Raw genomic sequence first — 13,136 nt, forward strand, 5'->3', positions numbered from 1 at the left:
GTTGTTCTATTACCCCTCCGACTCTTGCAATACCTGTTTAAACTCTATTCTCCGTCTTCCTAAAAGAGTCGCACCCAAATGATTAGTCAGTTGAGTGCAGACGGTAGCTACTTGGGAGCTGATTTAGTCAGTGTCAAGTCATGGCAGGTTGGGGCTAAACATCAGAATGGATTGATTAGCAAGCACTGGCGTTTCGGTACAGACGAACCAGAACAGTTGTTTGCTGCTCACAACTGGAATGCTTCAGTAATTCAACCAGGAGAAATCAGAGCAAATTATGGACGATATGCTGCCGAATTGACCCCACGCGAAATCAAAGGTATGCGGCGTTCTTTTTTGGTTACAGCGAGGAAAGAATCGATAACTTTATAGCTAGCTTTTGGTATGCTTGCCCCCCTACTGCCCATCACCAGCCCTCACGCGACCCCAACAGTTTCGTTAAAAGACCGCACAATAGAAACTAATACCGTCAGCATCACCAGTTACGAAAACTTCAAGATATGCCGATGGTAGATTTTAAGAGTATTATCTGCTAGTCGCAGAAATAAAATTTAAAATCTTGGTTGGATTCGGGTAATAAAGCTGACGTATCTAATATCCTTACTGATAGTTTTGATACTTTACAGGGAATATTTAATTTATTGATGTAAACCTTTACCTTGTTGAGGTGATCACCATTGAATTTTTACTAAAATACTATACAAACCCTTCTTCTAATAACTCAATCCCTTGTCCTGTAATTTTGTGCCTTTGCCCTGAACCTCCCACGACTCTGCACCAACTTTCAGTAATAAGTGCAACTTGTTGGTCTTGAACTGTGAACCAATAACTAAACCCACCATACATTCCCGGAATTGGAAACCAATGTGCAGAATCTTGAGAATTTAAAATAGGTGCTAGCTTGGGAAGCTCTAATTTTTGACTATCAATCAAATCTCCTGCTCTCTCTCTGATAACTTCATGAAAGTAATGCTCAAATTTTAGTAATGTTTGCTCTGAAATTTGTTGCATAAGTTAGTTTTTAAAATTTGTAAAGAGTGAATTTGACAGGTTTAACTTAGCTGACTGCGTAGCTTGCCGCCGAAGGCATTGCTAGGGAGCAAAACCTTTATCTTGTATACAGAGATATAGTTTAAGCCGTTTAGCTTTCTTTTATGTTATTTTTTGGACGTTTTTAGAAGATAAACTTGGACAACTTGTCAAAAATCTTCTTCAAGTCACAATTTCGGAGCTTCGTACTAGCAACAACTTCAGTGGAACAAGAAGGATTAGATTTTCATCTTTACTACCATGCAATAGTTCACTGGAACTTACCCTCTAATCCTGTAGACCTAGAGCAGCGTGAGGGACGAGTTCATGGCTATACAAAGAAAAAATTTCCCAGGCTGAGACTGGGAAAAGGAAGAAAAAATATTGACCTTAAAGAACAGCAACTTGCGTAATTAGTTCATCTAGTTCGCTATCAATTGCATCTAAGTTCTGACGTATGACTGCCAACTCCATAAGTTTCTGATCAACATTAGCTTGTCCTTTTTGCTTCTCTACCAAAATAGAACTGACTTGATCTCGAATGCTTTGAATTTCTTTACCCAGTTCTTGATCTACAGCATCCTTAATCTTGGACATCTGCTTAATAACACTGTCACTCAGTTGTTCAGATATTTGATAGCTATTAGTACGAAGTTGATTAATAAATTCTTGAGTTACTCCTTGTTTAATTTTGTCATTAGTTGAATGCATTTTCAAGACCCCTTGAGCAATACCACCAATAGTCATTGCTGGAATCAAAATAAATGGGTTGAAACCCGCAAATATTACAGTTCCAACCATGATAGCCATTTGCGGAATTAAGCTTTTTAGCATTTCTTGAAAACCAAAAACTGCTCCAATGGCTCCTGAAGCTAAATCTCCAATAAGAAATCCTCCAGCAGCAGCAAAAATTCTTTCCCTTAAAGAAACTTGTGCTTCTTTATAGTTAATTGATTGTTTTGATTCAAAATTTCCAGAAACTAATTCAAAGCGTAAATCTTGTGCTTGTCCAGCAAATAATTTTGCCTTTTCATCTAATTCAGTCATCAGGCTTTCTAAGCGACTAGCAACAAATGGTTGTAATTCTACACTTTGCCAGCTAGCAAATTCTTTTTCTAGCCTTTCTGCAAGGTAATTTTTAACTTCTTCTACAACTTTTTCTACTTGCGCTGGCATCCATTCCATTTTAAAAAACTGAACTGGCTCTTTAATTTCATAGTCTTTCATCCACTCTTCAATTTTTTTATCAATTAACTCTCGGTATAAATTCATTGCTTTTTGCTGTACAAACGGCTTTGTATCAGCGATAAAGTTAGATACACGAGCAACTATTTGGTAACGTTCAGCTTCAAGAGCTTTCAACGGTTCTTGAGCATCTTCATAACGTTGTTCTAAAGTTTTTAAATCAATTTGTAAGAGTTGTTGTCTCTCTGGTATTATCTGCCGTGCTTGATGAATAGTGCCTTTTAATTCTCTGGCTGGCTGGAGAATTTTAATTCTTCCCTTTTGGATAGTCAGGAATTTGGCAATTTCTTCTTCTAATTGTGGTACACCCGATTGATATACTCGATTTTCATCTCCATCTAGACGACCTTCTAGGGCACCAAGAGCATCAATAAAAAATATGCCTTCTCTCTGACGACTTGTACGTTGTTCTAGTTTGGAGTAAGCGTGTGCTTTAATGCTGTCTCTTTCTTTACTTCTGATTTGGTTAATCCGATTGCAAATAAAGAAAATATCTTCATGCCCCATACTTCTCAGATTATTGTCAATAAAACTTATTTCACTCTGCGATGCCAGAACTTCGCAAGACATAACAAATAGAATAGCATCAACACTAGATAAGTAATCCATCGTTACTTTCTGGCGAATGTCATGCTCATTCAGTCCGGGAGAATCAATGATTTCTACACCATTTTGACAAAGTTGCAGTGGCCAAAAAAGTTCCACTTTATCGTAAGAATTTTCGTGGATTTCGCTAACATTATCTTGAATTACAACATATTCTTCAATCTGTTCAATAGGAATTTCTTTTGGTGGCTTAACTGTACCATTTCCTACATTAGAGAAATGTAATAAAGCCCTTTTAGAATCCCCCCATTTGACTTCATTAATAATAGCTGTGCAAGGTCTAGCGTAGGCTGGCAAAACTTCATCGCCCAGCATAGCATTAATAAAAGTACTTTTACCACGCTTGAATTCTCCCAGAATCAGCACTTTAAAGGTTTCTGTGTGAACGCGCTTTTCCACTTTTTCTAGAGTTGCTTCTTGAACTTTCATCTCTAGCGATCGCAATAGTGTTAATTGCCGCTGAATTAGAGAAAGTAAAATTCCACGCCGTTTTTGGAAAAGTTCATACTGATGTTGGGTAGCAGTTTGTGTCAGAGTCATAGTAATCTCCTAGTGTTTGTTGTTATTTGTGCGGTTATTAATGGATGCTGCCTGCGCTATCTGCTGTGATAAGAATCTGTTGTTTCAAAGTTGAAGCTTCGTTAATCATTTGCTGCCAGGGTTTTTGGTCTGACTCAATACTGCTAACTTCAACAGCAGTAGTCTGTGCAGATTGCCAAACAACTTGTTCGCGTTTTGTGTCTTCAACTATTTGGTGATATAACTGGCGCAGACGCTCAGATACTTGGCTATAATATTTATCAAAAACTTTGTCAACAGCACGTTCCAATTCTGTCTTAATCGTTTGTCGTTGTTCCTCAACCTTACTGTTGAGAATTTGCTCGCTTAAAAGTCCAGCGCCAAGACTGACAGCTATTGCCACGGCTGCCGGGCCTCCCAGTAAATAACTACCAATTAAAGCAGCACCACTGCCAATTCTAGTTAATAAGCGATAGTGCTGGATAGGAGATATTTCTAAATCTTGCAAATTAGAAGTAATCTCCTGCATACCTGGAACATTATTTGCGGACTGAGTAATTTGGGTAGAAAATACCTGAGATACTTCACTCTGTAGCCACTGAAAATCTTGAGCAGTAGCCTTGAGTAAGAAATCTTCTGCTTTACGTCCTAGCGCCAGTAACTCACGCCGCATTCGGAAAGGTAAATCAATCTCCCACCAAGACTTAGGATGAGTTGTCTTACTCAATTCCAAGCACAGCGTTTCCATTAGTTCAGCTTTGACATTGAGAATTTTCTGCTGCAAAGTTTGCTCACGCTGGATGCGCCGCCGATCCAACTCTAGACAAATTTTTTCCCATTCAAGTTTGGCAGTTCGCATTGCGGTTTTTGCTTTGTGTAGTGCCTTTTCTCTTTCTGCAACAGTCATCTGGGTAGATGCGATCGCAGTTTGCCCAAAATCCATCAAAGTATTGAGTGCATCAATAAGTTGCCCAGCTACTTTTTGGCTACGCCATGCTTGACGATCCCCCTGTGCTACCATCGCCCCAATATGAGAGCGTACAGCCTCTAACGCCTCAAACTCAGAAGTAAATTCATCAACTGGATAAGATGGCAAAACTGGTATAGCTGCTGAAACTCTAGCTACTCGTTCCTTGATAACAGCAATCACATCTGCTCTTTGCTCTTGGGGAATACTGTCTAACTTGGAGACAACTACCAAAATTCGGGGAATGTGTCTGCCAATGACTTCTTGCTCCAGAAAAGCCGCTTCTGTCATACTAAAAGGCAAATTAGCACTGACTACGAGAACTGCGGCATCACATTGACTCAGTAAATCAAATACAAGAGCGGCACGATGAGTATTTAGGTCTGCGGCTCCTGGTGTATCAATGAATTCAGCATCAAGTGTTTGCAACCAGGAATGCGTTAAAGTTATGCGGACTTGAGCCAAGACTTCTTGATCTTGTCCAGTATTATTTGTGGCTAATAAATCTTTCCAAGAAGATTCATCTAGCGATCGCACTTCCTGATGCTTACTGCCTGAAATAACTGCCATACAGTTTTCTGTTCCTGCTGCGATCGCAGTTACAGTTGCCGTAGTTGGTAATACACCAATCGGCAGCACATCCCGCTCCAACAAGCGATTCAGCAGTGTGCTTTTACCCCGACTAAATTCCCCCACAAAGGCTAGACGAAAACCAGGAAGGCGCAGACGAGACTCAATTGCTTGCAGTTCAGAAACTATTTGTGGAATAGAAAAAGAGTTAGCTAGATTGAGACATTTACGTAACCAAGAGTCAATGCAATCGCTTAGATCGGTAGGTGTTGTGGTTACTATCAAATCCTCAGTCATGGACAAAGTTAGTTTTGATACTCTAGGATGCAACCACTCTTTGCTAGCAGGAATTAAAGCCCAGTAGTAGGGATACATTGCTGCTGGTAGTAGTTGGGCATAGTATGCAGCCAAGTGAGCCAAAATTGTTTTGTCTTCAGATGGATTAACAACTAGTTGTTCTAATGCACCAAACAAGGTTTTTTCCTGAAGAGAACGTTCTATTGGACTCAGTGTGACATCGTTGATGATTTCGCTAGTCCGTAGTGCAGCTGTGTCTTCTCGCAGGCGTAGGTCAATCATCTGGGAAATTTTTCTGTCTGGATAAGCCCATTCAACTGCACCCCAAGGGGTAAACCATCCTACTGCGCCATCTTCTAGAGGTTTAGGAACGGCTAGCAGTGAAACAATTCCCCAATAATTACCTCGCTTCACAGGAACTGGAATCAGTGCTACTGACTCTAAAGTTACCCACTCCCGCAAAGCTGGTTTTCGATGGATACTACGAACTAAAGCCTGGATATTTTCTGGCTCTACAGCTTTTCTGGCTGAGAGTTGCTTAAGTAATTTTTGATCAATTGGCATAGATAATTCTCTTACTACACAATCACTGACTGCTGAGGCGCATGGGCAACAACCAATTGGTTGCTAAAGTCACTCCAGGCATTGAGAAAATCCTCAGCATCTACTACTTTCATTTGCCCGTCAGGAGTACCGCTATCGTTGAGGATAATCTTCAAAGAGCCATCTGCTTGTTGATCAATACCTGTCACCCAGACTGCATGACCTGCATCTGATTGCTCAATTGGTGCATTCGTTATTGGATCTTTCAATGGTGCCCATATCTCGTTAGCATCCAGTGCCACAATTACCTTATCGCCTCGTTCCAAGGCATTAGCAAGCTCCTCTAGGGTGGCATCGTAATGTTGCTCTGTGGGTACGCCAAGGGCATTCAAAATTTCACCTACAGCATCAGATTGAGTTCCTGTTTCTGGGTCATACCACCCATTTGCTTCAGCAAACCTACATATCTCTGTTTCCGATAAGTCAACTCCTGTGATAGACTCAAACACACTAATCTGGGCTACTACAGCACAGGAAGTAGGAGAAGTTTGTTCTTGCCAAAAATCCGCGTCTTGGATTGGATCGCCACAGCCGTCAAATTCGCTGGGATTCCAAGAATATTCTGGTGTATCCCAGTTTGTGGTGTCCCAAAAATTACCAAAATTTTCTGATTCTAAATATATCGATGGGTCAGTAACTTGTTCCCAATCGTTATCTGCTTGCATAGTATCTATTGTTGAGGAATCTGCAAGCAATAGATGTTCCAGAGAACTACCGAGGTGAGAAAAAATATCGTCAAACATACTACTTTTTCATTTAACCTCAACTGCTGCTAATCTTTGCTGTTGTAGGGTTAAAGACTGTCGCCGTCGTTCGATTTCCTGTAAATCTGTCTCCATATTTGTTTGTAGGTTAGTCAAACGCCGCAATTCTAATTTCTGTTCATTCAAAATTTCATCAATAGTTGCTTTATACCGCGCCATATATTTGTCAATCCTCTGTGAGAGGGCAGAAGTAATGCTTTGTGCATACTTGTCTACTTCTTGTCGTGCTTGAACTCTAACAGCCTCAAAGTGAGCATCCAGACCCGGACGGAGTTGTTCCCAGAGTTGCTGCTTACGTTTATCCAAAGAAGCAAATATTCCAGAGGATGCAATTAGACCAATAAACCCACCTACGACTGTGCCAACAATTGGTAGAATGGCGCTACCTATAACTGCACCAGCAGCCAATCCTCCCATTGCTAAATAACCATCCTTAGAGTCCATCTCTTGCTGAAGAGATTGCATGGAAGCAAATACACTAGATGTATTAATTTGAATACTACCTTGGTCAATACTCGTAGCCTCAATGTGACCTCCTAAGCTTTGGAGTCGGCTATAAGCTTCAGAAAACTTGCGATCAAACTGCTGACCTGCTTGGATTACTACTTGTGAGATATGTTCAGTTGTCTGTTGTAGCTGCTTGTGCAGACTCTCTTGAGAGAGCTTGAGAAGTACCTCTGCTTCAGTTTTGACTACCTTCTCAAGTGCTTGCAAATCTTGGGCATTAAATATAGCACTGCGTATTTTCGAGATAGTTTCCTCTTGATGTTGGGCAACACATTGATTTACCTTTGCAGTCGTCGTTGAAATGCCATCATCAAGTATTTTCTGGCAAATATGCTGTTCTTGAGTAGTGAATGAAGCCAGATCCGGGATAATTTCGCGCTCAATTGCTGCTTGACGCTGCTTATAATCCGCCCACTGCGATCGCAACTGTCCATCTAACTGCTCTAATAATCTCGTCAGCAGACGCAAGACATTTTCTGATATTGCCAGAGAACGCTCACGACATAAGCGGTTAACTAGCAAGCTTTCTAGCTGCTCAAACCGCTCTTTCCAAACTATTAAATGTGGTTGTACTTCTTCTTCACCAGTAATGTCATCTATTACTACCTGAGCGGAACAAGTATACAAAATGGGTGGTTTAATTCCAAGTTGCTCTACAAGACGTGATCGCAAGTCGTTTAATAGTTGACTCTGTTCTCGCTGTCGTATTTGGTCGAAACGTGTAATTACAAATACACAACGATGGAGGAATGGGCCTAGTGAACTACTCAGAAAACTGGCTAGGCTTTGGGATAAAGGTATAGTTGCAGGCACAATAACAATTGCTGCGTCTGCTTCATTTTCTACTACTTTACTAGTGACTGTTGCATGTAGCGAATTGGTGGCATTAGTTCCTGGTGTATCAATAATTACAATGCCATTGCCCAAAAAGGGAGCTGGGTGGGTAATAGTAAGTTCCACCACGTCTTTAGCAACTTCATCTTTGGCAGTCAGGACGTGAATAAACTCTCGATTATCAATACCCTTGACTCCTGGCAACCAGGAGACTGTAATTTTTTTGCTTTTACCATTAGTTTTAAAAATTCCTGGTTTAGTACCTTGAAGACGTACCTCCACTTCTAAATCGCTACCGTAACGTAGTTTGGTAGCAGCAGATGTTGTTGGCAAAACTGATGTTTTTAGTAATTCATCACGTAGTAAGGCATTGATAAATGTACTCTTACCACTGGAGAATTCACCTATAACTGCTAGATAAAGATTAGGATCAGTGCGTCGCTTCTGAATATGGTTAATGCGCTGTTTTATTTCGTCACGCACTATATTAGAAATTTCCACTCGCTGAATGATGTTACCAGCAAACTGCAAGTGTTCGTCAACATTCGTTAAAGCATCTAATTCATCAAAAATCTTTTGCGTTTTAGCTTTAGATGCATTCCCTTCAGATATCAATGACTGTTGCATAAGTAACTTTTACAGTCTAATTATTGGTGATTATGTCGGTACTCAAAATGTAATATTTGCTATACAAAGATAGTGTGTCAACATAAGATTGTAAAAAATTTTACTTTGATTTACAGCAGTATATGTACTGCTATTTATACAAAATAGGATGGCTGGTAATTCCCCTAACGAACCCCAAAACAATTTTGTGTAAAAAAGCTAAGTTTGTTGCTCTTTTACTCTTTCCTCATGGGATCGGAAAAATTTAACTACAAGACAAAAAATTGTAGCTATTCAATCTGGGTTACTTTGGCTCATTTCCGAATGGCACTAAGAAAAGCTGTAAGCTATGCGAGATAAGCTCTACAGATGTGACTTTAAGAAGATTTTGGACAGCTTTTGGAAGGAAAAGTTGGACAAGTCGTAAGCTGAAATACCTAAAACTTCGTTAAGGTATTAATCAAGCGATGCCTTCGGCGGCAAGCTACGCAAGTTTGGAAAAAGAAAATGGACATAATAACAGAAATGGAACAAGAACATGGACGCAAATTCAGATAAATAGTACTCAAATGCCAACTTTTTCCTTAACTCGTAAATTTATCACAAACTTTGCGATCGCTTGCTGCCATAGCCATCGTTATTACCAAAACCTTTATTTTGCATACAGGCATAGAGTTTGAGCCGTTTAGTTTTCCTTTATGCTATTTTTTGAATGTTTTTGGAACGTAAACTTGGACATCGATTTTTGGAAGGTAAAGTTGGACAACGTGTCCAAAATCTTCTTCAAGTCACAGTATTTTAAAAGGGGTATAATTTGTATCACTTAAATAAGTAAGATCGGAAAATATCAGTAAATAACCCGACAAGTATCAATGTCTTTCAATGGTCGCGGTCAGTATTGATGCGATGAAAATTTCCCACAGCAAGCGCAATCTTACTTTGCTCAAGGTAAGCTAACTGTAATTTGATTTTTTAACGTTGGCTCAAAAGTATGCTGGCTGGTGCTGCTTTAAGAAAAACAGGTGAGGGTTGGGAGTTTGCGTCTGAAACTGCCTTAGAAGATTTTATTTGGGAGAATCTACAGCAATTATTAAGTTTTACACCTCTCAAACGGCAGTATGGGGCTAAGGGCGAATTCTGCGATATCTTAGCTTTGAACCAGAGCAAACAGTTAGTTATTTTAGAACTAAAAAACGCTGAAGATAGATATGTTATCCAGCAGCTAACCCGTTATTATGATAATTTGCTAGATGAACGACCTTTTGCGGAACAAATAGACTATCACCAACCAGTTAAACTGATAGCTGCCGCACCTTCATTTCACAGACATAATCTGATTGATTGCAAGTATAATTTGCTCAAAATTGATTTATTGCAGATTCAAGTATTCAAAGACAATCAACAGTTCCAGTTGTGTTTGCAAGACATCACCACTAATCAAACTTGGTCAATTCCTATTTCCTATCAAGAGCTAAATTTCAGTAGTACAAAACATGGCATTTCAGAAACACCACAATTGCTTTTAGATTGGCTTGGTGCTTGTTCAGCAGAGGAACAGCAAGCAATTCTTAAGCTTCGAGAGAAAATTTTGAGCTTTGATGAGCGAATCAAGGAAGAAATTGAGGGGAGAAATACTATCAGGTATGGTAAAGGTAAATCTAAACCTGTAGCTGAAATTTGCTATCAAAGAACATCTCATAAACCAATTGTATTTCTGTGGTTGCCGACTCCTACATCATGTTGGTTTGGGCAAAAAGAAGTCATTGGCAGGTTACGCCTATGGATAGATGGTGAAACAGTTACTGATATAGGTCATGTCCCCGAAGGCTTTGGAAGAATGAGGCTTCAGATTGAATGGGACGCTATGCCACGAGAGAAACGACCTAAAAATATGTTTCATAGCGGCTCTTACAAATCATTTACACCAGTACCAATTCCTCAAGGTTACAATAACGTTTCTAATACTCTAGAGTCTCTGGCAGATTTAGCACTAACAAAGTGGCTTGCTAGAATTTGATATCTTACATTTCATCTGCCTCATAATCCCTTTAGATTCCCCTTAATTTTGTACAATTGCTCCCAAAGTACCCTTAACTGCACGTAAATAATCATCTGGGGATAGCAGAAGCAGCATTCCTCGCATACCACCAGAAACAGTGATCTGCTCAAATAGGATTGCTGTTTCATCAAGGTAAACTGGATAGTCTTTTTTGCTAGCTAAAGCTGTCACACCTCCACGGATGTATCCTGTTAGTGGCTGCACTTCCTTCAGGGCAGCTGTCTCAACCTTGCGGTTTCCTGAAATTCGAGCTAAAGCTTTCAAGTCTAACTGAGCATTTCCTGGCACAACAGCAAAACAGATACCTGTTGTGTCACCTCTGACTACTAAAGTCTTAAAAACTTGCTCTGGGGGAAGACCAACTTTGTGTGCAGTACTCTCCGCAGCGAGATCGTCAGGGTCAACCTCATAGCTCAGGATTTGGTAGGAAATACCTAGTTTATCGAGTAGTCGAGCAGCATTAGTTTTCATTTAAGTCCACAAAAGAAAGATATTATCGCTCTTGCTCCCCCTACTCGATTACCAGTCCATTAACGAAACTAAATTCTCTCATGTTGTGCGTAGCTGCAACATTTTAAGCTTGAAAATTAGATGCATTTTAGCTTAGTTGGTTGTCCTGGGTAGCGCGATTCCTCTCAGCAAGTGTATGCATCATCAGACTTTTCAGTATTTTATAAGTATATATCCGTAGCGACAATGTAATATACATCGTTTATTATCGTTATTCTAAGAACTAGCTAGAAACCAGCGTAAATATTCTATCCAAAATTTATAAATAGTATTAAAGCTATGAACAAAACAAGTTGGTTTCCTGCTTGGCTACCTAATCCACAATCGTGGATGATGGCTATGATATTAGCAATACCAGCGTACTTTGGCGCAACTGTAATTTTTGCCTTTGAATTTTGGCGTTATTCTTTAGTAGGCAGTCTTCTAGTTATTACAGGTAATGGCGGTAGCGGTCTACTTTTTTTCTTTATTATTTCTGTCGGTGCATTGTTATTAGCTCTGATTTGGTTTTCAATTTTGGCAGGAGCGTATTCATTTCTACTCAAGTTTCTATGGTCAAATTCACCACAATGGTTAAGATTACCAAAGTTTAGCTTATTAGTTATTCGAGATTTCGGAATACTTGTGTTATCAATTTTGCCAATTGTTGGTATTTTTACAATTTATACTTTGTTTATTACTGGTTTGAAACAGAGCTTGACTGATTTCAGAACACCTAAACTAACCTATGATGTTTTTCTGCTAAGATTTTGGTGGCTTTGGTTCATTTCTGCTGCTTATCTTTACAATTTGTTTATGAGAAAAAGAAGTATCGTCATCAAGTGAACTAATCTTTTTCAATATAATAAATATCCTTAACCAAGCTGCTGCAATATTAAAAAAAAACTGGTTAGAAGTTCGTTGCTGGTAGTTTCACTCCCCAACACCGTACTCTTTATTATTCGCAATGATTAACTAGAAGTTATCCAGTATTCTTGCTGTATCGCTTCTAAAATGTAAGCCATCAATAAAGATAGCCCTGAACTCTCTACACCATACTTTTTTCTTTCTCTTCCCTTCATACCTGATGCAGCATCGTTTAAAGCATTTAAAACTCCATTACGCTGCTCAAGGTGAGCTTTTTCATTACTTTCGAGAAAAAGGCTGATATCTAGAATTCCGGGAAGTTTCTCATTTAATAGTTCAAACAGATTTCTTTCTTCTAAACCCTTGTAAATATCACTGAATGAAATTTTGTTCCCATGTCCTTCCTCGATAGCGGCATTCACCTGAAAACCCAAAAAGGAGAGTATAGAGAGAAAAGGTTTCTGTTCTGACATACGTTATGTGCTAAAAACTAAAAAGCTACAGATCAATCTTAGTCTGTAGTTTCAATGTGTCAACAAATACCTTCAATAAATTGTCATCAACCCAAAGACATTGGATGCCAAATTGCCGAAATTATTCAGGGTATTCTCCCATACTCCGACTCCAGAAGCGTCAATAATTTCTCTTCCACAGCAGTAAGATAAGGTCGATTCAGTTTCCCCAACGACTGCAACAGACTTTTGACTGTCTCCAAAGAGCGAATCGGAATACACTCGACCAATGCGATAAGCCTAACGGCATGGCTTCGCTTACCGCTAATCTCCTGAACCTGCTGACATTCCGACTCTAGGTAGTTCAGTGGCTTCAAGTGGTTGATCCTGACCGTGTATTCTCCATCCCACATTGTGACTGTGCAACTGAATTCGCCTACATGGTTGACTATGCCCCAGCATCCACCTTTACCTCTGAGTTCTGGGTTATCTTTTGCAAGGATTTGGCAGACTTCGCCGATTTGGTACGTATTGGGTACTTGGGTGCGTTCCATAATTATTTGTTGCACCCATATTTAGCAATGCGATAAGTGGTACTTTACCATCTACTCGTTGTACACCGTCTGCTAAACCTCTTGTTTTCGTCCAGATCACATTAATTAGGTTTAGCTTTACATTTACTAATCCTTTAGTAGAAGTATATTCTCTAGCAAAACTTTTCT

General features: G+C 39.6%; 13 protein-coding genes. 4 read left to right on the forward strand and 9 right to left on the reverse strand.

Annotated features, from left to right (window positions below; translation table 11 throughout):
- Nucleotides 1–78 precede the first annotated feature (78 nt).
- Nucleotides 79–372 carry a hypothetical protein gene (locus CDG77_RS30555; protein WP_223270064.1) on the forward strand — a complete coding sequence of 98 codons (294 nt, stop codon included), beginning with the start codon at nt 79–81 and terminating at the stop codon, nt 370–372.
- 324 nt (nt 373–696) lie between these two features.
- On the opposite strand, the gene CDG77_RS37010 is transcribed toward CDG77_RS30555, so the two are convergent.
- Nucleotides 697–1,011: a hypothetical protein gene (locus tag CDG77_RS37010; protein WP_094332989.1), complete on the reverse strand. Its 315-nt coding sequence runs from the start codon at nt 1,009–1,011 to the stop codon at nt 697–699.
- Between the two features lie 176 nt (nt 1,012–1,187).
- Here CDG77_RS37010 and CDG77_RS30565 point away from each other — a divergent pair, with 176 nt between their 5' ends.
- Nucleotides 1,188–1,442, forward strand: a complete 255-nt coding sequence (locus CDG77_RS30565) for a hypothetical protein (protein ID WP_094332990.1) — start codon at nt 1,188–1,190, stop codon at nt 1,440–1,442.
- Here the strand turns inward: CDG77_RS30565 and CDG77_RS30570 are convergent.
- From CDG77_RS30570 to CDG77_RS30585, 4 genes are read right to left on the reverse strand one after another with little or no spacing between them, the layout of a single operon-like run.
- Nucleotides 1,420–3,420: a dynamin family protein gene (locus CDG77_RS30570; RefSeq protein WP_094332991.1), complete on the reverse strand. Its 2,001-nt coding sequence runs from the start codon at nt 3,418–3,420 to the stop codon at nt 1,420–1,422. The two genes, CDG77_RS30565 and CDG77_RS30570, sit on opposite strands and share 23 nt — an antisense overlap.
- Nucleotides 3,421–3,457: 37 nt before the next feature.
- Nucleotides 3,458–5,797 carry a dynamin family protein gene (locus CDG77_RS30575; RefSeq protein ID WP_094332992.1) on the reverse strand — a complete coding sequence of 780 codons (2,340 nt, stop codon included), beginning with the start codon at nt 5,795–5,797 and terminating at the stop codon, nt 3,458–3,460.
- A 14-nt stretch (nt 5,798–5,811) separates the two neighbouring features.
- Nucleotides 5,812–6,579: a hypothetical protein gene (locus tag CDG77_RS30580; RefSeq protein WP_094332993.1), complete on the reverse strand. Its 768-nt coding sequence runs from the start codon at nt 6,577–6,579 to the stop codon at nt 5,812–5,814.
- 9 nt (nt 6,580–6,588) lie between these two features.
- Nucleotides 6,589–8,568 carry a dynamin family protein gene (locus CDG77_RS30585; protein WP_094332994.1) on the reverse strand — a complete coding sequence of 660 codons (1,980 nt, stop codon included), beginning with the start codon at nt 8,566–8,568 and terminating at the stop codon, nt 6,589–6,591.
- A 970-nt stretch (nt 8,569–9,538) separates the two neighbouring features.
- Between CDG77_RS30585 and CDG77_RS30590 the strand changes: the two genes are divergently transcribed.
- Entirely contained in the window at nt 9,539–10,564 is a 1,026-nt protein-coding gene (locus tag CDG77_RS30590) for an endonuclease NucS domain-containing protein (RefSeq protein WP_094332995.1), read from the forward strand.
- A gap of 42 nt (nt 10,565–10,606) precedes the next feature.
- On the opposite strand, the gene ybaK is transcribed toward CDG77_RS30590, so the two are convergent.
- A complete protein-coding gene (ybaK, locus tag CDG77_RS30595; RefSeq protein ID WP_094332996.1) occupies nt 10,607–11,077 on the reverse strand; it encodes a Cys-tRNA(Pro) deacylase in 471 nt (156 codons plus the stop codon).
- Between the two features lie 318 nt (nt 11,078–11,395).
- On the opposite strand from ybaK, the gene CDG77_RS30600 reads away from it, so the two are divergent.
- A complete protein-coding gene (locus CDG77_RS30600) occupies nt 11,396–11,941 on the forward strand; it encodes a hypothetical protein (RefSeq protein WP_094332997.1) in 546 nt (181 codons plus the stop codon).
- A 125-nt stretch (nt 11,942–12,066) separates the two neighbouring features.
- Here CDG77_RS30600 and CDG77_RS30605 read toward each other — a convergent pair whose 3' ends face one another.
- The 3 genes from CDG77_RS30605 to CDG77_RS38120 all read right to left on the reverse strand — a co-directional run.
- Nucleotides 12,067–12,435: a hypothetical protein gene (locus tag CDG77_RS30605; protein WP_094332998.1), complete on the reverse strand. Its 369-nt coding sequence runs from the start codon at nt 12,433–12,435 to the stop codon at nt 12,067–12,069.
- 125 nt (nt 12,436–12,560) lie between these two features.
- Nucleotides 12,561–12,968, reverse strand: coding sequence for a hypothetical protein (locus tag CDG77_RS37015; protein WP_190234108.1), 408 nt, complete (start codon nt 12,966–12,968; stop codon nt 12,561–12,563).
- Nucleotides 12,901–13,136 (reverse strand): hypothetical protein (locus CDG77_RS38120; RefSeq protein ID WP_223270065.1); only part of this gene is annotated, 236 nt, incomplete at its 5' end. The genes CDG77_RS37015 and CDG77_RS38120, both read right to left, overlap by 68 nt.

This window comes from Nostoc sp. 'Peltigera membranacea cyanobiont' 213 (assembly GCF_002245975.1).
GTDB lineage: Bacteria > Cyanobacteriota > Cyanobacteriia > Cyanobacteriales > Nostocaceae > Nostoc.